The organism is Nonomuraea coxensis DSM 45129 (assembly GCF_019397265.1).
GTDB classification, from domain to species: domain Bacteria; phylum Actinomycetota; class Actinomycetes; order Streptosporangiales; family Streptosporangiaceae; genus Nonomuraea; species Nonomuraea coxensis.
Genome location: NZ_CP068985.1, coordinates 587,515 through 606,876, shown reverse-complemented (window position 1 = coordinate 606,876; position 19,362 = coordinate 587,515). Strand labels below are relative to the sequence as shown.

The 19,362-nt window shown below is 72.7% G+C and carries 18 protein-coding genes; 8 read left to right on the top strand and 10 right to left on the bottom strand.

The window, feature by feature from the left end; all coding sequences use genetic code 11:
- Positions 1-43: 43 nt before the first annotated feature.
- Complete coding sequence (locus Nocox_RS03085) at positions 44-910, top strand: undecaprenyl-diphosphate phosphatase (RefSeq protein ID WP_020543404.1); 867 nt, start codon at positions 44-46, stop codon at positions 908-910.
- On the opposite strand, the gene Nocox_RS03080 is transcribed toward Nocox_RS03085, so the two are convergent.
- A complete protein-coding gene (locus tag Nocox_RS03080; protein WP_020543403.1) occupies positions 865-1,554 on the bottom strand; it encodes a hypothetical protein in 690 nt (229 codons plus the stop codon). The genes Nocox_RS03085 and Nocox_RS03080 overlap by 46 nt on opposite strands.
- 92 nt (positions 1,555-1,646) lie before the next feature.
- Positions 1,647-2,795, bottom strand: a complete 1,149-nt coding sequence (locus Nocox_RS03075; RefSeq protein WP_020543402.1) for an MFS transporter — start codon at positions 2,793-2,795, stop codon at positions 1,647-1,649.
- Positions 2,796-2,887: 92 nt separating this feature from the next.
- On the opposite strand from Nocox_RS03075, the gene Nocox_RS03070 reads away from it, so the two are divergent.
- The 3 genes from Nocox_RS03070 to Nocox_RS03060 are packed head-to-tail and all read left to right on the top strand — an operon-like array spanning position 2,888 to position 6,347.
- On the top strand, positions 2,888-3,211 hold the full coding sequence (locus Nocox_RS03070; protein WP_020543401.1) for an ArsR/SmtB family transcription factor: 324 nt from the start codon (positions 2,888-2,890) through the stop codon (positions 3,209-3,211).
- Positions 3,208-5,688 carry an ATP-dependent helicase HrpB gene (gene hrpB, locus Nocox_RS03065; protein ID WP_246649735.1) on the top strand — a complete coding sequence of 827 codons (2,481 nt, stop codon included), beginning with the start codon at positions 3,208-3,210 and terminating at the stop codon, positions 5,686-5,688. The genes Nocox_RS03070 and hrpB overlap by 4 nt, the downstream gene beginning before the upstream one ends.
- Positions 5,685-6,347 carry a hypothetical protein gene (locus Nocox_RS03060; RefSeq protein ID WP_020543399.1) on the top strand — a complete coding sequence of 221 codons (663 nt, stop codon included), beginning with the start codon at positions 5,685-5,687 and terminating at the stop codon, positions 6,345-6,347. Before hrpB ends, Nocox_RS03060 begins: the two co-directional genes overlap by 4 nt.
- Here Nocox_RS03060 and Nocox_RS03055 read toward each other — a convergent pair.
- Entirely contained in the window at positions 6,344-7,519 is a 1,176-nt protein-coding gene (locus Nocox_RS03055) for a threonine synthase (RefSeq protein WP_020543398.1), read from the bottom strand. The genes Nocox_RS03060 and Nocox_RS03055 overlap by 4 nt on opposite strands.
- A gap of 84 nt (positions 7,520-7,603) precedes the next feature.
- Between Nocox_RS03055 and Nocox_RS03050 the strand changes: the two genes are divergently transcribed.
- Entirely contained in the window at positions 7,604-9,043 is a 1,440-nt protein-coding gene (locus Nocox_RS03050) for an amidase (RefSeq protein WP_020543397.1), read from the top strand.
- Positions 9,044-9,100: 57 nt separating this feature from the next.
- Here Nocox_RS03050 and Nocox_RS03045 read toward each other — a convergent pair whose 3' ends face one another.
- The 4 genes from Nocox_RS03045 to deoC are packed head-to-tail and all read right to left on the bottom strand — an operon-like array spanning position 9,101 to position 12,482.
- The gene (locus tag Nocox_RS03045; protein WP_026214376.1) at positions 9,101-9,946 is read right to left on the bottom strand and encodes an aldehyde dehydrogenase family protein; all 846 of its coding nucleotides are present in this window, start codon (positions 9,944-9,946) and stop codon (positions 9,101-9,103) included.
- On the bottom strand, positions 9,939-10,136 hold the full coding sequence (locus Nocox_RS03040; RefSeq protein ID WP_157383074.1) for a hypothetical protein: 198 nt from the start codon (positions 10,134-10,136) through the stop codon (positions 9,939-9,941). Before Nocox_RS03040 ends, Nocox_RS03045 begins: the two co-directional genes overlap by 8 nt.
- On the bottom strand, positions 10,126-11,553 hold the full coding sequence (locus Nocox_RS03035) for an aldehyde dehydrogenase family protein (RefSeq protein ID WP_020543395.1): 1,428 nt from the start codon (positions 11,551-11,553) through the stop codon (positions 10,126-10,128). Before Nocox_RS03035 ends, Nocox_RS03040 begins: the two co-directional genes overlap by 11 nt.
- Positions 11,553-12,482 carry a deoxyribose-phosphate aldolase gene (deoC, locus tag Nocox_RS03030; protein WP_020543394.1) on the bottom strand — a complete coding sequence of 310 codons (930 nt, stop codon included), beginning with the start codon at positions 12,480-12,482 and terminating at the stop codon, positions 11,553-11,555. Before deoC ends, Nocox_RS03035 begins: the two co-directional genes overlap by 1 nt.
- Positions 12,483-12,679: 197 nt before the next feature.
- On the opposite strand from deoC, the gene Nocox_RS03025 reads away from it, so the two are divergent.
- Both Nocox_RS03025 and Nocox_RS43615 read left to right on the top strand, forming a co-directional pair.
- Positions 12,680-12,826, top strand: a complete 147-nt coding sequence (locus Nocox_RS03025; protein WP_020543393.1) for a hypothetical protein — start codon at positions 12,680-12,682, stop codon at positions 12,824-12,826.
- A gap of 109 nt (positions 12,827-12,935) precedes the next feature.
- Entirely contained in the window at positions 12,936-15,791 is a 2,856-nt protein-coding gene (locus Nocox_RS43615) for an ATP-binding protein (RefSeq protein ID WP_281426316.1), read from the top strand.
- A 3-nt stretch (positions 15,792-15,794) separates the two neighbouring features.
- On the opposite strand, the gene Nocox_RS03015 is transcribed toward Nocox_RS43615, so the two are convergent.
- The 3 genes from Nocox_RS03015 to Nocox_RS03005 form a co-directional block, all read right to left on the bottom strand.
- Entirely contained in the window at positions 15,795-16,157 is a 363-nt protein-coding gene (locus Nocox_RS03015) for an arsenate reductase family protein (RefSeq protein ID WP_020543391.1), read from the bottom strand.
- A gap of 88 nt (positions 16,158-16,245) precedes the next feature.
- Positions 16,246-17,088: a hypothetical protein gene (locus tag Nocox_RS03010; RefSeq protein ID WP_033409122.1), complete on the bottom strand. Its 843-nt coding sequence runs from the start codon at positions 17,086-17,088 to the stop codon at positions 16,246-16,248.
- Positions 17,063-18,001: a hypothetical protein gene (locus tag Nocox_RS03005; protein ID WP_246649734.1), complete on the bottom strand. Its 939-nt coding sequence runs from the start codon at positions 17,999-18,001 to the stop codon at positions 17,063-17,065. The genes Nocox_RS03010 and Nocox_RS03005 overlap by 26 nt, the downstream gene beginning before the upstream one ends.
- Before the next feature lie 326 nt (positions 18,002-18,327).
- Between Nocox_RS03005 and Nocox_RS03000 the strand changes: the two genes are divergently transcribed.
- Positions 18,328-19,122 carry a YwqG family protein gene (locus tag Nocox_RS03000; protein ID WP_020543388.1) on the top strand — a complete coding sequence of 265 codons (795 nt, stop codon included), beginning with the start codon at positions 18,328-18,330 and terminating at the stop codon, positions 19,120-19,122.
- The last annotated feature ends 240 nt before the right edge of the window (positions 19,123-19,362 follow it).

Genomic DNA, 19,362 nt, shown 5'->3' with positions numbered 1-19,362 from the left:
CTACCCTCGCTTCGTCACTTCGCGCGTCCGGGAAGGTGTCCACGTGATCGGCTGGCTGGAAGCGGTGATCTTGGGGTTGGTCCAGGGGCTCACGGAGTTCCTGCCGATCTCCTCCAGCGCCCACATCCGCGTGGTGTCCGCCTTCGCCGGCTGGCCCGATCCCGGCGCGGCGTTCACCGCGGTCATCCAGCTCGGCACCGAGACCGCGGTGCTCATCTACTTCCGCAAGGAGATCTGGGAGATCATCTCCACCTGGACGCGATCCTTGTTCGACAAGGAGCTGCGCGGCCACTGGGCGGCCCGCATGGGCTGGTACGTCATCGTCGGCACCCTGCCCATCGCCATCCTCGGCCTGCTGCTGAAGGACCAGATCGAGACGGTCTTCCGCGACCTGCGGCTGGTCAGCACCACGCTGATCGTCTTCGCGGTCATCCTGTGGTTCGCCGACCACACGGCCCGCAACAAGCTGACGCTGGAGCGCCACCTCAGCTTCACCCACGCCGTCGTCTACGGCTTCGCCCAGGCGCTGGCGCTCATCCCCGGCGTGTCCCGCTCGGGCGGCACCGTCACCGCGGGCCTGCTGCTCGACTACCGCCGCGAGGACGCCGCCAAGTACTCGTTCCTGCTGGCCATCCCCGCGGTGCTGGCGTCAGGGCTGTTCGAGCTGAAGGACATCGGCGAAGGGCCGGCCCCCGAGTGGGGGCCGACCATCCTCGCCACCGTCATCTCGTTCGCCGTCGGCTACGCGGCGGTGGCCTGGTTCCTGCGCTACATCAGCACGCACAGGTTCACCGGTTTCGTGGTCTACCGGATCCTCCTGGGGCTCTTCATCCTCTTCGCGATCAGCATGGGCTGGCTCGACCCTCAGGCCGGCGCGCCCTCGGTCACGGCGGGCACGGGCGCCGGGTAGTAGGCCGCCCAGGCTGCGTCCCCCATCCGCAGCACCTTCACGCCCACCCAGCCGAGCGCCACGGCGGGCGCCACCCAGAACGGCACCGTGAGCGGGCCGTACTCCACGGCGAAGGAGCCGACGTAGCCGACGCCCACGACCAGCGGCACCCACCAGTGCACGGCGCCGGCCCGCCACACCGCGAGCAGCACCACCGGCAGGCCGAGCAGGCCGAAGAACATCCACGGCAGCTGGAAGCCGAAGATGACGCCGGGCAGGTTCAGCATCTCGTCGAGGATCTTCTGCGCCTGCTCGGGGGAGTTGCGCTGCCCGAGGTACCACTCGACGGGGTCGATCATGAGCAGCGCCGACAGCGCGAGGTAGCCGAGGATCGTCAGGCCGCCGCTGACGTGCCCGAGCACGCTGGCCCGGCGCCGGGTGAAGTGCACGAGCCCGAGCACGGCGACCGCCATGAGCATCCACGACCAGTGGTAGAGGGCGGACTGGACCTGCGCGAGCACGGGGTTGTCGCCGAAGCTGACCGCCTCGCGGTCGTCGCCCCAGGTTCCCGGGTCGACGACGACGGCGACGGCCTGGAGCAGCGGGGCCACGATCAGCAGGACGCCTGCCGTGACGCGGCGGAAGGTCACCTGGTTCTTCAACATGCCGCGAACGGTAGGCGCCGCTCCCGCGGGCGGTCGTCCACCTGCCGGACGATCCCCCGTCCGCTGCCGGAGGGAGAAGATCGCCCGGCGGGTCAGGCGGCCGGCACCCGCGCGGGGACCGGCGCCCGCGCCGGCCGGTACGTGACCAGCGTGACCACCAGGGCCGTCAGCCCGAACGCGGTGGCGAGCGCCGTCACCCCGGTCCTGCCGAACCAGTCGAGTGCCGCGCCGCCCGCCAGCCCCGCCACGAACAGCCCGAGGTACTGCGCCGACGACAGCAGCCCGAGCCCGATCGGCACGTTGTCCGGCACCGCCGCCACGGTCCTGAACTGCTGCGCGGGGGCAATCAGCCAGCCGAGCACGCCCCACAGGAACGCCCACACCAGCGCGACGGGCAGGGCGAGGTTGGCGACCGGGATGAGGGCCAGGAAGACGGTGGACGCGGCCAGGCCGATGATGATCATCCGGCGGGGGCCGTACAGGTCGGTGAGCCGGCCGCCGAGCTGGTTGCCGGCGACGCCGCCGAGCCCCCACGCCCAGAGCACGGCCGTCAGCGGCAGGTCGAACAGCGACCCGATGTAGGTGTAGGCGGTGAACCCGGCCGCGAACACCAGCAGCTGCGTCGCCAGGACCGCCAGCACCGGCCGTTCGGCCAGCGGCGCGAAGCGCTCGCGCAGCCGCCCGGACGCGGGCATCCTGACCTCGGGCACCACGGCGGCCACCCAGGCCAGGCCCAGCACGCCGAGCCCGGTCACCATCCAGATCGTGGCCCGCCAGCCGGCCTCGCCGCCCAGCCAAGTGCCGAGCGGCACGCCGATCGCCGAGGACACGCTCAGCCCGCCCATCACCAGCGCGAGCGCCCGCCCGCGCCGCGCGGGCGCGCTCAGCGCGTTGGCCACGCCGGACGCGGTCGGGGTGAACACGGCCGCGCCCGCCGCCGCGAGCACCCGCGTGGCCAGCACCAGCGGGTACGTCGGCGCGAGCGCGGTCAGCACGTTCCCCGCCACGAAGACGCCCATGGCGAGCAGCAGCAGCCGTTTGCGCGGCATCCGGGACGTCAGCGCGGCCAGCAGGGGCGAGAGCACCGCGTACGCCAGGGCGAACACCGTCATGAGCTGCCCCGCGGCCGAGCGCGAGACGCCGAGGTCGGCCGAGATGGGCGGGAGCAGCCCGGCGGTGACGAACATGCCGGTGCCGAGGGCGAAGTTCCCGACGGCCAGGGGGTAGAGCCGCGCGCTCAAAGAAGCCTCCAGGGACACACAGTTGGACGCTCATCAAACTGACGTATAGTTGGATTGTTGTCAAACCATTGGACGGAGGTAGGGTTCCAGCCATGCGCCTGCTGCCTCACCCCGCCACCGAGAACATCGAGCTCACCGAGGTCCTGCGGGCGCTGTCCGACCCCGTCCGGCTGGAGATCGTCGCCCGGCTCGCGGTGGCGGGCGAGATGACCTGCACCGTGGCGGGCGACGACCTCGGCGTCCACAAGTCCACGGCCTCGCACCACTACCGCATGCTGCGCGAGGCGGGCGTGGTGCTCACCAAGCAGGTGGGCAGGCTGAAGTACATGAGCCTGCGCCGCGACGACCTCGACCGCCGCTTCCCCGGCCTGCTCGACTCGGTGCTCAACTCCGTGCTGGGCGCGGCCCGCCCGTGACCGCCGTGCCCGCCGTGCCCTCCGACGCGCCGCCGCCCGCCGACACCCTGCCCATCCGGCACGTCCTGCCCGGCCTGCTGGACGCCCTCGACCGGTCAGGGACGGCCGTGCTGACCGCCCCGCCCGGCACCGGCAAGACCACCGTCGTCCCGCTCGCCCTGGCCGAGGCCGGGATGCGGGTGCTGGTGGCCGAGCCGCGCCGGCTCGCGGTGCGCGCCGCCGCCCGGCGCATGGGCGTCAGCTACACCATCCGCGGCGAGCGCCACACCGGGGCCGACCCGAGGGTCGAGGTCGTCACCACCGGCGTGCTGCTCCAGCGCCTCCAGCGGGACCAGGAACTCGCCGGGATCGACACGGTCATCCTGGACGAATGCCACGAGCGGCACCTCGACGCCGACACCGCGCTCGCGTTCCTGCTGGACGTGCGCGCCACGCTCCGCCCCGACCTGCGGCTCGTCGCGGCCTCGGCCACCGCCGACGCCGGACGCTGGTCCGGCCTGCTCGGCGGCCCCGTGGTGGCGGCGAGCGGCGTGGCGCACCCGGTCGAGACCGTCTGGGCGCCGCCGCCGCGCCCGGTCGCGCCGCCGCACGGCCTGCGCGTCGATCCCGCCCTGCTCGCGCACGTCGCCGGCGTGGTCAGGCGGGCGCTCGCCGAGCGCGACGGCGACGTGCTGTGCTTCCTGCCGGGCGTCGGCGAGATCGCCAGGGTCGCCGGGCTGCTCGCGGGCCTGGACGTGGACGTGCTCCAGGTGCACGGCCAGGCTCCCGCCCACGTGCAGGACGCCGTCCTCGCCGCCGGCGCGGCCCGCCGCGTGGTGCTCGCCACGTCCGTGGCCGAGTCGAGCCTGACCGTCCCCGGGGTGCGGGCGGTCGTGGACTCGGGGCTGGCGCGGGAACCGCGCACCGACCACGCGCGCGGCCTCGGCTCGCTGACCACCGTACGCGTGTCGAAGGCGGCGGCCGGGCAGCGCGCCGGCCGGGCGGGCCGCGAGGCCCCAGGAGCCGTCTACCGCTGCTGGACGGAGGCCGAGCACGAGCGGCTGGCCGAGCAGCCGCGGCCGGAGATCGCGCTCGCCGACCTGACCGGCTTCGCGCTGCAGGCGGCCTGCTGGGGCGACCCGGACGCGAGCGGCCTGGCGCTGCTCGACCCGCCGCCCCTGGCCGCCATGTCGGCCGCCGCCCGCACGCTCGGCGCCCTCGGCGCGCTCGACGCCGGCGGCAGGGTGACCGGGCGGGGGCGGCGGATGGCGCTCGCGGGCGTCCACCCGCGGCTGGCCCGCGCGCTGCTCGACGGCGGGCCGCGCGCCGCCGAGGTGGTGGCCCTGCTCTCCGAGCAGCTGCCGAGGGACGCCGGTGACGACCTCGTGGAGGTCTGGCGCGCGGCGCGGCGCGGCGGCACCGGCTTCGCCGCCCGCTGGCGCCAGGAAACCCGCCGGCTCCGCCGCACCGCCACCCCCCGACCGGAGGCGTCCGACGCTTCCGGTTCAGCGACCGGTGCGGTGTCCGGGGCGGCGTCCGCTGCCGTGTCCGATGACGCCGTGGCCGGGCTGGTCGTGGCGCTGGCGTTCCCCGAGCGGGTGGCGCGGCGGCGCGGCGGCGGTTATCTGATGGCCTCGGGCACGCAGGCCCTGCTCGCCGACGGCTCCCGTCTCCTGAGCGCGCCGTGGCTCGCCGTGGCCGTGGCCGACCGCCCCACGGGCGCGGCCTCGGCCCGGGTCCGCCAGGCGGTCGCCATCGACGAGGAGATCGCCAGGCTCGCGCACCCGGTCACGTACGAGGACGAGGTCGAGTGGCGGGTGCCGCCCGGCGGGCGGCGCGGCGACGTCGTGGCCCGCACCGTCGAGCGCCTGGGCGCGATCGAGCTGTCCGCGACCCCGATCGAGGACGCCGACGTCCGCCCCGCCCTCCTGTACGGCCTGCGCACCGAGGACGTGCTGACCTGGACCAGGCAGGCGAGGGAGCTGCGCGACCGGCTGGCCTTCTGCCACCGGGCGCTCGGCGACCCCTGGCCGCCCGTGGACGACCTCGTGGCGCTCGCCGACCGGTGGCTGGAGCCCGAGCTGTCGCGCGCCCGCCGCCGCGCCGACCTGGAGCGGGTCGACGTGGCCCAGGCCCTGCGCCGGTTGGTCCCGTGGAGCGAGCGCCTGGAGCAGGCCGCGCCCGAGCGCGTCGAGGTGCCGAGCGGGTCGCACGTGCGCGTCGACTACTCGGGGGATCAGCCGGTGCTGGCGGTGAAGCTGCAGGAGCTGTTCGGCCTGCGGGAGACGCCGCGGATCTCGGGCGTGCCGGTGCTGGTGCACCTGCTGTCCCCGGCGGGCCGGCCGGTCGCGGTGACGGCCGATCTCGCCTCGTTCTGGGCGAAAGGGTACGGTGCCGTACGCGCGGAGCTGCGTGGCCGTTATCCGAAACATCCCTGGCCGGAGGACCCGCTCACCGCGCCGCCCACCCGACGGACGAACCCGAGGACCCGTTCATGACCTTCGCCGAGCTGGCCGCCCGCGACAACGCCGAGTGGTGCGACACCATGTGCCGCGCCCACGACTCCGGCGGCGTCTTCACCGAACGGGCCTGGACCAGCCCCGTCAGGACGCCGCTCTACTATCCCGACGCGGTGACGCTCTCCCCCGCCGCGACCGCCGCCGACGTGCTCGGCGGCATCGACGCGGGCCCCGGCGCGAGCGTCAAGGACAGCTTCGCCACGCTCGACCTGCCGGGCTTCGACGTGCTGTTCGAGGCGCAGTGGATCCACCACCCCGCGCCGGCGACGCGCCCGTCCCCGATCGTGTGGGAGGAGGCCACGCCCGGCACGCTGCCCGCGTGGGAGCGGGCGTGCTTCGACGGCGAGGTGAGCGGGCTGTTCCCGGCCGCGCTGCTCGCCGAGGTGAGCGTGCTGTGCGGCCGGATCGACGGCGAGCTGGTCTGCGGCTGCGTGCTCACGCCGCGCGAGCGGGTCGTCGGCGTCTCCAACGTGTTCGCCGCCGGCTGCGACGAGGACATCGCCTGGGCCGGCGTCGTCGCGGCGGCCGCCGCCCGCTTCCCCGGCCGCCCGCTCGTCGGCTACGAGCAGGACCCGTCCGCCGCGCTGTACCACGGCTTCCGCGCCACGGGCCCGCTGCGCGTCTGGCTGAAGGGCTAACGCAGGTCCTCCAGCGTGGGGTTCTCGGTCACGGGGAAGGTCCGCGTGCCGACGCCGACGTCCTTGAACCCGCTGGAGGTCGCGACGCACACCACCGGCCCGTCGAACGCGCGCCCCAGCCTCCGGTACGCGGCCAGCCCCGCCGCCCCCGACAGCTCCTGCCACAGCCCGTGCCCGGCGAGGGCGTCCTGGGCCGCCCGCAGCTCCTGGTCGCTCACCCTGACCGCCTCGCCGCCGCTCTCCCGCACGGCCAGCACGCCCCGGTGGCCGCCGACCCCGCCCGCGATGCCGTACGCCGCGCTCGGCCCGGCCTCGACGATCGCGGCGGGCGCGCCGGTGTCGAGGGCGTGCGCGTGCGGGCTGCCGGCCGCGCTCTCGCAGGCGTACATGCGGGGCGTCGATCCGGTCAGCCCGAGCAGCCGCAGCTCGGTGAAGCCCTTCCAGATCCCGAACAGCAGCTCGGCGTAGCCCGTGGGCGCGAACACCGCCGCGGGCACCGCGCCGAGCTGCAGGAACAGCTCGTAGGCGATGGTCTTGTAGCCTTCGGGACCGAACGGGTGCCCGGTGTGGGTGACGGTCTGGTTGCTGACCGGGTGGTAGCCGAGCCGGTCCACGATCTCGCGGAGCAGCGGCCAGCGCCGTTCGGCCGGCACGGACAGGACGCGGGCGCCGTACGCGCGGGCGAACGCCTGCACGGCCGGCGGCGAGTCGGCCGAGGTGAGCACGATCGCGGGCAGCCCGGCGCGGGCGGCGTAGGCGGCGGCCGAGGCCCCGTGGTTGCCCGAGGAGGCGACGACGACGCCGGGAGCGCCGGCCGCGACGGCGGCGCTCACCGCGACCCGGTTGAGCCGGTCCTTGTGCGACCAGGTCGGGTTGCGGGACTCGTCCTTGACGAAGACGCCCTCCAGCTCCACCAGCGGGGTGCCGCCCTCGCCCAGGGTGGGCGCGGCGAGCGGCGGCAGCAGCGGCGCCCAGCGCGCGAGGTCGGGGCCGGGCTCCTGGTCGAACAGGCGGCGGTCGACGCGGTCGTAGTCGTAGACGACCTCAAGGGGGTAGGCGAGTTCGCCGGTGCTGGTGGCGGGGCAGCCGCGGGTCAGGGGCGGGAACAGCGGGTAGGCGGTGGCGCGGTCGCCGAGGGAGCGCTGGCCGGTGGCGAGTGAGGTGCGGATCACATGTTCGGATCCTAACGGTTGCTATCTGGGGGCCATCTCGCGCAACAACTCGCAACAAAGAGTGAAAACCTGCACACTCTAGACATGTTGTGGGCAGGCAGGTCCGCCATCGAGATCGCGACGGCCGTCCGGCAGGGAGAGGTCAGCGCCGTCACCGTCGTCGAGGAACATCTGCACGTCATCGCCGAGCGGGAGCCGGGGATCGGCGCGTTCCGGCTGGTCCGCGAGCAGGTCGTCGAGGAGGCGCAGGCCCTGCGCAAGCGGCGCGACCTGGCCGAGCTGCCGCTCGCCGGGGTACCGGTCGCCGTCAAGGACAACCTGGAGGTCGCCGGCGAGCCCACCCGGCACGGCTCCGCGGCGAGCCCGGCCACCCCCGCGCCCCGGGACCACGAGACGGTCGCCCGGCTGCGCGCGGCCGGCGCGCTGGTCATCGGGCTGACCAACCTGCCGGAGCTGGGGCTGGTGGCGGTCGGCGACAGCGCGTACGGCATCGTCCGCAACCCGTGGAACCGCGAGCGCACCGCGGGCGGCTCGTCCTCGGGCGGCGCGGCCGCCGTGGCGGCCGGCATGGTGCCGCTCGCGCTCGGCAACGACGGCCTCGGCTCCCTGCGCATCCCCGGAGCGGCCTGCGGCGTGCTGGCCGTCAAGCCCGGCGCCGGACTGGTGCCCGCGCCGTCGCCGGACTGGGACGGCCTGACCGAGAACGGCCCGATCGCCGCGACCGCCCAGGACCTGGCGCTCGCCCTGTCGGTGCTGGCCGCCGACCCGTCGCTGGCCGAGGCGTGGCGGACCGGCCGGCGTACGGACCCGGCCCCGCCGATGCTGCGCTCGGTGTGGGCCGACGACGCCGAGGTGTGGCAGCCGCAGCCGCCGCCCCCAGGGCCGGAACCGTTCGACCTGCGGGTGGCCTACGCCCCGCAGCCGCTGCCGGTCGGCCTGCCGGTGGACAGGGAGTTCCAGGCGGCGGTGCGCGCGGCGGCGGAGACCCTGCGCGTGGCCGGGCACACCGTGGTCGAGCACACCCGCAGGCTGCCCGCCTGGCTCGGCCCCGCCACGGTGGCCACCTGGCTCCGCCAGGCCACTGGGACTGCCGAGGGACTGGACGGCGACAGGCTGGAGCGGCGCACCCGGTCGCTGGCCCGCGCCGGCCGGGCCCTCGCCGCCGTGCGCGCGGACGGCAGGCGGGGCCGCGAGCGCTGGCGCGCCTACGGGGCCGATCAGTGGTTCGACAACGCCGACGCGCTGGTCATGCCGGTGCTGGCGACCCTGCCGCCCCGGGCCGAGCGGTGGGGCGAGCGCGGGCTGCTGCGGAACCTGCTGCTGAACGTCCGCTTCGCCCCGGGGGCCGGGCCCTGGAACATGTGCGGCTGGCCCGCGCTCACCGTGCCGGTCGCCACGCACAGCGGCGGGCTGCCGATCGGCGTGCAGCTCGTCGCCCCGCCGGGCGGCGAGCCGCACCTGCTCGGCCTCGCCGCCCAGCTCCAGGCCGCGCACCCTCTCGTACGCCCGCCCGGCTACGCCTGAGGCACCCCGGACCCCGCCGGACCCGCGCCGACCCGGCGTGGCCCGTCGGCCCGGTTGTCAGACGCCCTTGGGGTGCCAGACCGTCTTCGTCTCCAGGAACCTGGTCATGCGCCCGACGCCGGGATCGGCCGTCCAGTCCTCCTGGACCGGCCGCAGGACCCGCTTGAGGTTCTCCGCCGCCTCCTGCTCGCAGCGCAGCGCCAGGTCGGCGTCCGTGACCCCGGTGAGGTCGAGCCCGTTGACGTCCATGTGGGCCGCCAGCCAGGGCGCGAGCTCCGCCTGCCTGCCGGTGAGCAGGTTGACCACGCCGCCCGGCAGGTCGGAGGTGGCCAGCACCTCCGCCAGGGTGATCGCGGCCAGCGGCGACGGCTCCGAGGCCACCACCACGCAGGTGTTGCCGGTCACGATCACCGGCGCGACCACGGACACCAGCCCGAGCAGCGGATCGGCGGGCGCGACCACCGCGACCACGCCCGTCGGCTCGGGCGCCGACAGGTTGAAGTAGGGGCCGGCGACCGGGTTCGCCGCCCCGCGCACCGAGGCGATCTTGTCGGACCAGCCCGCGTACCAGACCAGCCGGTCCACGGCCGCGTCGACGGACTCCAGGGCCGCCCGCCTGCCGCCGCCGTGCTCGTCGGCGAACTGCGCGCGCCGCCCCTCCAGCATCTCGGCGACCCGGTAGAGGATCTGCCCCCGGTTGTAGGCGGTCGCGCCGGACCAGCCGGGGAACGCCTTGCGCGCGGCCACCACCGCGTCGCGGGCGTCCTTGCGCGAGGCCAGCGAGGCGTTGGCGAGGAAGTCGCCCTTGGCCGAGGTCACGGGGTAGGACCTCCCACTCTCCGAGCGCGGGAACGCCCCTCCGATGTAGAGCTTGTAGGTCTTTCTGACGGACAACCTACTCATCGCCCCGCCCCCTCCACGTGGACTCCTGCGACATCTGGACCGGCACGAAGACCTGGCCGCACCGGCTCACGCCGCAGCGGTGGGCGTACCAGCCGGTGCGGACGGGCCGCCCGGCGCGGGCGAAGGCGTGGCCGCGCGTGGCCTGCGCCCGCCGCCCGGCGCGGCCTCGACGGCGATGCTCACACGTCAAGGTAGGCCTCCAACCCGAGCAGGCCGCCCTCACGGCCGTAACCGGACTCCTTGTAGCCGCCGAACGGCGAGGCCGGGTCGAACTTGTTGAAGGTGTTGGCCCAGACCACGCCCGCGCGCAGCCGGTCGGCCATCCACAGGATGCGCGAGCCCTTCTCGGTCCAGATGCCGGCCGACAGCCCGTACGGGGTGTTGTTGGCCTTCTCCACGGCCTCGGCCGGGGTGCGGAAGGTCAGCACGGACAGCACCGGGCCGAAGATCTCGTCCCTGGCGATCGCGTGCGACTGCGCGACCCCCGTGAAGACGGTCGGCGCGAACCAGAAGCCGCGCTCGGGCAGCTCGCACGGCGCCGACCAGCGCTCGGCCCCTTCGGCCTCGCCCAGCTCCGACAGCTCGCGGATCCTGGCGAGCTGCGCGGCCGAGTTGATCGCGCCGACGTCGGTGTTCTTGTCCAGCGGGTCGCCGACCCGCAGCGTCGCCATGCGGCGCTTGAGCGCGGCCAGCAGCTCGTCGTGGATCGACTCCTGCACCAGCAGGCGCGAGCCCGCGCAGCAGACGTGGCCCTGGTTGAAGAAGATGCCGTTGACGACGCCCTCGACGGCCTGGTCGATCGCGGCGTCCTCGAAGACGATGTTGGCGGCCTTGCCGCCCAGCTCCAGCGTCAGCTTCTTGTCGGTGCCCGCGACCGTGCGGGCGATGATCCGGCCGACCTCGGTGGAGCCGGTGAAGGCCACCTTGTTGACGTCGGGGTGCGCGACGACGGCCGCACCGGTCTCGCCCGCGCCGGTGACGATGTTGACCACGCCGGGCGGCAGGTCGGCCTGCCGGCAGATGTCGGCGAACCAGAGCGCGCTGAGCGGCGTGGTCTCGGCGGGCTTCAGCACCACCGTGTTGCCGCAGGCCAGCGCCGGGGCGATCTTCCAGGCCAGCATGAGCAGCGGGAAGTTCCACGGGATGACCTGCCCGGCGACGCCCAAGGGCTTGGTGCCGAACCCGGCGTACTCCAGCTTGTCCGCCCACCCCGCGTAGTAGAAGAAGTGGGCGGCGACCAGCGGCAGGTCCACGTCGCGCGACTCGCGGATGGGCTTGCCGTTGTCGAGCGACTCCAGCACGGCCAGCTCGCGGGCGCGCTCCTGGATGATGCGGGCGATGCGGAACAGGTATTTGGCCCGTTCGGCGCCGGGCAGCGCGCTCCACACGCCGAACGCCTTGCGCGCGGCCTGCACCGCCCGGTCCACGTCGTCGGACGTGGCCGTCGCGATCTCGGCCAGCGGCTCCTCGGTCGCCGGGTTGACGGTCTTGAACGTGGGGCCGGAGCCGTCGGTGAACTCGCCGTTGATGAACAGGCCGTAGGCCGGCTGGATGTCGACGACGGCGCGGGACTCGGGGGCGGGTGCGTACTCGAAGATCGCCATCATCAGTCCAACGTGAAGTAGTCGGGGCCGGCGTACCGTCCGGTGGTGAGCTTCTGCCGCTGCATGAGCAGGTCGTTGAGCAGCGAGGACGCGCCGAGCCTGAACCACTCGGGGGTCAGCCAGTCGTCGCCGGCCGTCTCGTTGACCAGCACCAGGTGCTTGATCGCGTCTTTCGTCGTACGGATGCCGCCGGCCGGCTTGACGCCCACCTGCCGCCCCGTGGCGTCGCGGAAGTCGCGCACCGCCTCCAGCATGACCAGCGTCACCGGCAGCGTGGCGGCCGGGGAGACCTTGCCCGTCGAGGTCTTGATGAAGTCGGCGCCCGCCAGCATCGCGAGCCAGGACGCGCGCCGCACGTTGTCGTAGGTGGACAGCTCGCCGGTCTCCAGGATGACCTTGAGGTGGGCCCGGCCGCAGGCGGCCTTGACCGCGACGATCTCCTCGTACACCTTCAGGTAGTCGCCGGACAGGAACGCGCCGCGGTCGATCACCATGTCGATCTCGTCGGCGCCGGCGGCGACGGCCAGCGCCGTGTCGGTCACCTTGACCTCCAGCGAGGTGCGTCCGCTCGGGAACGCGGTGGCGACCGAGGCCACCTTCACCCCCGAGCCGCGCAGCGCCTCGACGGCCACGGCGACCAGGTCGGGGTAGACGCAGACGGCCGCCACCCGGGGCGCGCCGCCGCCGGGGTGCACGGCCTTGGTGCACATCGCGCGCACCTTGCCGGCCGTGTCGGCGCCTTCCAGTGTGGTGAGGTCGACCATGGAGATGGCGAGGTCGATGGCGGTGGCCTTGGCTGAGGTCTTGATCGAACGGGTGCCGAGCGTGGCCGCCCGCTGGTCGGCGCCGATCCGGTCGACGCCGGGCAGGCCGTGCAGGAAGGCCCGCAGCGTCGCGCCGGACGCGGCGACGTCCGCGAGCGAAGTCGTCATAGTTGACACCATCACAGCATCGCCGACCAGCCCCGCGACCTCCAAACCGATCGCCTAGGGCATAACGGCGGCATCCCTAGGTATCTCCTGCCCGCGTGGGCCCTGGAGATAAGGCATCCACCCGATGTGCGGGGGTGCACCTTAGCCCGATTCTTGAAGATGTCAGCAAGACACACGAAATATCAGGAGACACGGGCATGAATCCCGAAATCGAGTACGAGCTCATGAAGAGCCACGCGAACGAGCTGCGCCGGGCCGCCGCCCAGCACCGCCGCGTACGCGAGGCGGAGCGCGTCAACAAGGCCGGGCGCCGCTCGGTCTTCGGCAAGCGCCGCACGTCATGACCATCCCACGAGAGCCCGGCCACCACCTCCCTCGTGGCCGGGCCTCGATGCCTCCCTAACGCTCACAAATCCGTCGAAAGCATTGATAAGGCATGACATGCTGGATGACATGCGGGGACGAAGCGTCAGTCCCGTCTTCGTCGGGCGGGAAGAGGAGCTGGCGGCCCTCTCCGAGAGCTTCGAGGACGCGCTCAAAGGCAAGGTGACGGCCGTCCTGCTGGGCGGCGAGGCCGGCGTCGGCAAGACCAGGCTGGTCCAGCGCTTCGCCGAGCGCTGCGCGGCCGACGGCGCGCAGGTGCTGCTCGGCGGGTGCGTCGAGCTGTCCACCGAGGGCCTCGCGTACGCGCCCTTCACCGCCGCGCTGCGCCAGCTCGTCCGGGAGCAGGGCCCCGCCGCCGTAGCCGCGCTGCTGCCCGAGGGTGCCGAGCGCGACCTCGCCCGGCTGCTGCCCGAGTTCGGCGAGCCGGTCGGCGACGGCGAGACCGACACCGGCCGGGCCCGGCTGTTCGAGCAGATCCTCACCCTCCTGGAACGGCTCGCCGACGCCCGGCCCACCGTGCTCGTCATCGAGGACATCCACTGGGCCGACCGCTCCAGCCGCGACCTCATCGCCTTCCTCAGCCGCAACCTGCACATCCCGCAGGTGCTGATCCTCATGACGTACCGCAGCGACGACCTGCACCGCCAGCACCCCCTCCGGCCCGTGCTGGCCGAGCTCGGCCGGGTGCAGGGCGTGCACCGGCTCGACCTGCCCCGCCTGACCCGCGACGAGGTCGCCCAGCAGATGACCGCCATCCTCGGCCGCGTCCCCGAGTACGCCAGGGTCGAGAAGGTCTACGAACGCAGCGAGGGCATCCCGCTGTTCGTCGAGGCCATGCTGGACAGCGGCCAGGACGGCGGCTTCCCCGAGTCCATGCAGGACCTCATACTCAACTCGGTCGAACGGCTGCCCGAGGAGACCCAGCGCGTGCTGCGCATCGCCGCGGCCGGCGGCATCAGGGTCGGCCACGCGCTGCTGGCCGCCGTGAGCGGCCTGTCCGACGTCGAGCTGGAGACCGCGCTCCGCCCCGCCATCGCCGGCAACGTGCTCCAGGTCGCCGACAACCGGGCCTACGTCTTCCGCCACTCCCTCATCCAGGAGGCCGTGCACGACGAGCTGCTGCCCGGCGAGCACCAGCGCCTGCACGCCCGCTACGCCGAGGAGATCTCCAAGGACCGCGCGCTCGTCCCGCCCGGCCGCGCCGCCGTCGAGCTGGCCCACCACTGGTACGGCGCCCGCAACGACCTCTGGGCGCTGATCTCGGCGTGGGAGGCCGCGCGCAAGTCGTTCAAGGCGTTCGCCTACACCGAGGCCGTGCAGCTGCTCGAACGCGTGCTCATGCTGTGGGACCGGGTCCCGGACGCCGCCGAACGCATCGGCGCCGACCACACCGCCGTCCTGGAACGCGCCTCCGAGGCCGCGCACGCCGGCGGCGACGTCGACAAGGGCATGAAGTTCGTCAAGGCCGCGCTGAAGCAGCTTGACGAGGCCGCCGAACCCGCCCGCGTGGCGCAGCTCATCGTCCGGCGGGCCGCGTTCAAGAGCGGCAAGGGCCACATGGGTGTCATCGAGGACCTCAGGGACGCCCTCCGGCTCGTCCCGCAGGACAGCCTCGAACGCGCCGAGGTCGTCACCCAGCTCAGCCGCCACCTCATGCTGCGCGGCCGGATCGCCGAGGCGAGCGAGCTGATCACCGAGGGCCTGCGCCTGGCCAGGCGGCACGGCGACCGCTGCCTGGAGAGCGACCTGCTGATGAACCTCGCGCTCGGCCACTCGCTCAACGGCGAGACCGAGTCCGTGATCACGCTCAACGAGCAGGCTCTGGAGATCGGCCGCGAGGAGCAGGCCCACCGCATCATCCTGCGGGCCATCGGCAACAACATCGACTCCCTCATCGAGATGGGCCGCCATGAGGAGGCCCTGGCCCTGGCCGAGCAGGGCTGGGAGACCGCCAGGAAATGGGGCAGGCTGCGCGGCAGCGGCCTGTTCATCATGAACAACTGGGCCGAGGTCCTGGAGGCCCTCGGCCGCTGGGACGAGGCCATCGAGATCGTCGAGGCCGCCCTCGCCTACGGCCCCGCGCTCCGCACCCGCTACGCGCTGCTGCGCGTGCGCGCCGACATCGCGCTCGGGCGCGGCGAGGTGGAGCTGGTCGAGAACATCCTGTCCGAGGTCGGCGTGTTCAAGGACCGCCCCGAGGACTTCGTCCAGGACATCACCAACAACGCGCGGCTGCGCATCGGCTGGCACCTGCTCAGGGGCGAGCCGACGCAGGCGCTGGCCACGGCCGAGCAGGTGCTCGCCCATCCCACGCGCTCCAGCAAGGCCATGCTCGGCTGGCGGCTGCTCTCCCTGCTGCGCACCGTCTGCGACGCCGCCGAACCGGCCGAGCCCGGGCGCACCGCCGCCGTACGGGCGCGGGCCGCCGAGGTCGCCGCGGAGCTTTCGGTCATCGGGCCGGTGGTGGAGGCGTACCGGCTGTCGTACAGCGGGGACTTCGACGCCGCGGCGGCCGGCTGGGAGCGGCTCAACCGCCCGCACAACCAGGCCAAGGCGCTGCTGCGGGCCGCCGCCGACGCCGCCCGCACCGGCGACCGCGAGGGCGCCGCGGCCCTGCTCAAGGTCGCCCTGCCCCTGGCCCGCGCCCTGTGCGCCATCCCGCTCGTCGAGGACATCGAGACCCTGTCACGCCGGGTCGGCGCAGGCGCGCCGCAGTCGCAGGAGCCGTCCGAGCTGCTGACGCCGCGCGAACTGGAGGTGCTGCGCCTGGTCACCCAGGGCCGCACCAACCGCGACATCGCCGCCGAGCTGTTCATCTCGGCCAAGACGGTCAGCGTGCACGTGTCGAACATCCTGGCCAAACTCGGCGTCACCACCCGAGGCGAGGCGGCCGCCGCCGCCCACCGCCTCTCCCTCCTCGCCTGACCCTCACTCCGGGGGCAGCACGGACCGTACGGCCTCCTCGCTCCGCCCCACCACCGCCGTGCCGTCGTCGGCGGTGATGATCGGCCGCTGGATGAGGATCGGATGCGCCGCCAACGCCTCGACCCACCGTTCCCGCGCCCCGGCGTCCTTCGGCCACGCCCCCATGCCAAGCTCCACCGCCACCGCCTCCCCGGTCCTCGCGATGTCCCACGGCTCCAGCCCCAGCCGCCCGAGCACGTCCCGGATCTCCTCCGCGCTCGGCGGATCATCGAGATACCGGCGAACGGTGTAGTCGGCCGCCTCCGCGTCCAGCACCGACAACGCCGCCCGGCACTTCGAACACCCCGGATTGATCCAGATCTCCATACCGCCTGTCACCCTTTCGATGTGGTCGTGCCTGGAGAGAGCCAGACCCGCAGTCGAGGTCGAGCCCCCTGTGAAGTCGCCGGAGGGCTCAGGTTCGTTCCAATGCCTGCACAAGATCGGCGGCCAGCAGAGACGTTGCCAGAGCGACCGTCTCGGGCTCGCCGATTCCCTCCTCCGCGCGTCCGGCCATCATCGAGCCGAGCGCGTCCGGTCCTGTCGCGAACAGCGTCGCCAAATGTTCGACGGCCTGCTCGGTGACCTCGCCGCTGATGGGGTCATGAGCCAGGAGCCTGAACGTGGCGGCCAGTTCCGCGGTATCGGCGTCGATGAGGATGCGGTACATGTCGTGTGCGTCCTTGTCATTCAGCCGGTGGGGGACCGCGACCCGTTCGGCGATCTTGTGGAGCTTCGCCACCAGCAAAGCCGCAGGCCCGGCGACCCTGACTCCATATACGCGGGTATCGGCCGAGTCAAGGGCGGTGACGTCCATCAGCGTATTGTCGACGACAGCGGCTTCGAGACCTCGAGCACGTCGGGTGGCACGGCGATCATGCGGAGGGATGCGGGCTCCGCGCGTGTTCTTCGTACCTGCTCCGGCAAGTGCCTCGGGCACCATCAGATCGACAGGTATGCCCGCGGGGTTCAGCCAGGCTCCGGGTTGTCCCCCCAGGGGGTCGCGGTAGAACCCCGCCCGGCCCATGCATCGTTCCAGAAGCGGATCGTCCTCCAGGACTCTCGGGTCCAGTGCGAGATCGCTGTCCTTGGTCGTTTCGGCGAGGGCGACAGGGCTTCGTGCAGTCCGCAGGTAGACGGCCTGTGCTCCGATCACGATTACGGCGTCGCGATGGGCGTCCAGCGCGGCCAATGCGTCGAGAAGCGCGGACCGAGATCGGACGAGGATGTCGCTACTGCTTACGCCAGGCGGATTCATGTCGCGCCATCCATTCGATGAGTTCTTCGGCTTCAGAGGGGCTGCGTCCAGGACCTGTCATCAGATCGACGGCGACTTGGGGCGGTGCTGCGATCGTGAGACCGGAAGTGTCGGTAAGGGTGCGAGTGAAGACGACGTCGCTCTCAGGCTCGGCCAACATCACGTTCGCGCCGGCATCAGCAGGGCGAAGTTCCCAGAGTCCCGCGGTGTGCTCAGCGTCCGACGTGTAGATCATGGCGGAGCGGGCTGGAGCATAGGGAGCCCAGTTGGCTGCGGCCAGGGTCCCGGTCACGGCGTACCGGGTGGGGTTGTCGACCGCCCGCCGTATGAGGTTGGGCAGGCCTCTCGGTGCTATCCACCGTGTGACGCGGCTGCTTCGTACGAATCCGTAGTCCTCGCTCCAACGCCGCAGCAGCGCAATCCAGTCGGGAACTACGACTGCACCCGAGCTCGTCCGACTTGCCAGGTTCTCACCCTCCAGAAACTCGATCACCCGGTAGGTCGACCCAGTGGACACCTCAGCGACGTCGATCAGCTCACGGATCGCCCACGATCTCTCGTGGTCCAGCAGCGCACGTACGATCTTCGCTGCGGGAGCGCCCTTCAACGTTCCGCGCGGTCTCCCAGGACCGCGCCACGGGTCATGGTCGGCCCCTCGGTCCGCGATGTAGAGACCGGGCCGGGAGACATTCAGGGTGATGTTCCCTGTCGCGTCTATGTAGGACAGGCCGGCCGCCGACAGCCGTTCGCGCACGGGCGGCGACAGGTAGCGGGAGACGACAACCGCATGGCCGCCGGGATGCTCATCCACCGCCGCGTTCAGCTGCTGGCGCAGCGCGGCCGTGTCGCGTCTCTCCACCACGCGCTTGACTTCCACCACCAGCACGACCGAGGTTCCATCCGGTGCTGTCACCTTCCACAGAGCGCCGAAGCGGACATCGGGAGCTCGTAGGCTCAGAGGTTGGAGGTCCCATCCGGCTGGCAGCCGGTCACCCAGCACGGCCATTCCGGCTCGCAAGAGCTCGACCTCATTCCGTGGCTGTGGTCCCGCCTCCATTGGTGCTCTCCATGTCCCTCGACGTTCGGGAAAAATCCTAACTCCGCTGACGACGGAAGATGTGGATTCACCGAACAACAGCCGGAGACAGTTTCCGATGTGGCGCTCCCGAGAGCTCCGCTACCTGGACAAACCTCGCCAAGGGGACTGGATGTCGGTGCACAGTGGCACGATCTCCGAGCATGACGACCTTCGCCGACCTCGCCCGGGCCCATCTGCCCGCCGGCACCGCCGACCAACTGCTCGCGCTGTTGCGTCCGGCGATCCAGCTGTCCGTCGCCCAGGATGACCAGCCGGTGGTCGGGCGGCTGGGTGGAGCCGCGGACCTGCCGGAAGGTGTGCCTTGGCCGGTCGGTCCGAGTGCGCGGCCGCTGTCGCTCGTGGCCACCCTCGACTGCGCGCGCCTCGCCGCCTACGAGGTCGACATCGAGCTGCCCGAGGATGGCGCGCTGCTGTTCTTCGTCGAGTTCGAGGGCGACGGCGATGCCGTGATCCATGTGCCCGCCGGGACGCCCACGCTCCGGCGGTCCGAAGGCTGGGCTCATCCGGAGGAGCCGCTCACCGCGCGAACCGTACTCACCTGGCCGGACAATGTCCAGCCGGAGCTCGCTGAAGCCTTCGGCGGCGATTTGGCGGCGTTCGAGGCGGTGTGGAGGCAGGTGTCGGACGGCCGGGAGTTCATGGAAGTGGTCGGCGAGTACGAGCGGCGCCACCATGGCTCACGGCACCAGGTCGGCGGCCACGCCATGGTTCTGCAGGTGCCGTTCGAGGCCGTTGCCGCCGAACGTCAGGGCGCGGGCTGGTACGGCGAGGAGTCGTTCTACGCCGAGGCCCGCCAGTGGGTGCTGCTCCTGCAACTGGACGAGACGGACCACATGATCTGGGGAGACGGGGCGCACATCATCTGGGGCGTACGCCGGGACCACCTCGCTGCCCGCGACTTCTCCAAGGTCGTCTTCGACGTGCAAGGCCACTGACGTCCAGGGCTCGGGGCGAGGTCAGGGGGCTCGGCGACTACGCGCGGCTCGGTGTCGAGCTCCAGCTCGACACCGACCTCGTCACCGGTCGCTACACCGGCGCCGCCCGGCCGGCCTTTCTGAGGCCGAGCAGGTGGCGGCTGCGCCGAGCACGTCCACTACCTCGGGCGGACTTCCAGCCCTCGTATGGGTTCGGGCGGCTCGGCGAGGGCGCGGAACTTCACGACGTGGTCCTTGACG

Bases quoted from the DNA above. Each gene is read 5' to 3' on its own strand.
- Nocox_RS03080 (WP_020543403.1), bottom strand. From the start codon at position 1,554: ATGTTGAAGAACCAGGTGACCTTCCGCCGCGTCACGGCAGGCGTCCTG.
- Nocox_RS03070 (WP_020543401.1), top strand. From the start codon at position 2,888: ATGCGCCTGCTGCCTCACCCCGCCACCGAGAACATCGAGCTCACCGAG.
- Nocox_RS03060 (WP_020543399.1), top strand. From the start codon at position 5,685: ATGACCTTCGCCGAGCTGGCCGCCCGCGACAACGCCGAGTGGTGCGAC.
- Nocox_RS03050 (WP_020543397.1), top strand. From the start codon at position 7,604: ATGTTGTGGGCAGGCAGGTCCGCCATCGAGATCGCGACGGCCGTCCGG.
- Nocox_RS03045 (WP_026214376.1), bottom strand. From the start codon at position 9,946: ATGAGTAGGTTGTCCGTCAGAAAGACCTACAAGCTCTACATCGGAGGG.
- Nocox_RS03035 (WP_020543395.1), bottom strand. From the start codon at position 11,553: ATGATGGCGATCTTCGAGTACGCACCCGCCCCCGAGTCCCGCGCCGTC.
- deoC (WP_020543394.1), bottom strand. From the start codon at position 12,482: ATGACGACTTCGCTCGCGGACGTCGCCGCGTCCGGCGCGACGCTGCGG.
- Nocox_RS03025 (WP_020543393.1), top strand. From the start codon at position 12,680: ATGAATCCCGAAATCGAGTACGAGCTCATGAAGAGCCACGCGAACGAG.
- Nocox_RS43615 (WP_281426316.1), top strand. From the start codon at position 12,936: ATGCGGGGACGAAGCGTCAGTCCCGTCTTCGTCGGGCGGGAAGAGGAG.
- Nocox_RS03015 (WP_020543391.1), bottom strand. From the start codon at position 16,157: ATGGAGATCTGGATCAATCCGGGGTGTTCGAAGTGCCGGGCGGCGTTG.
- Nocox_RS03010 (WP_033409122.1), bottom strand. From the start codon at position 17,088: ATGAATCCGCCTGGCGTAAGCAGTAGCGACATCCTCGTCCGATCTCGG.
- Nocox_RS03000 (WP_020543388.1), top strand. From the start codon at position 18,328: ATGACGACCTTCGCCGACCTCGCCCGGGCCCATCTGCCCGCCGGCACC.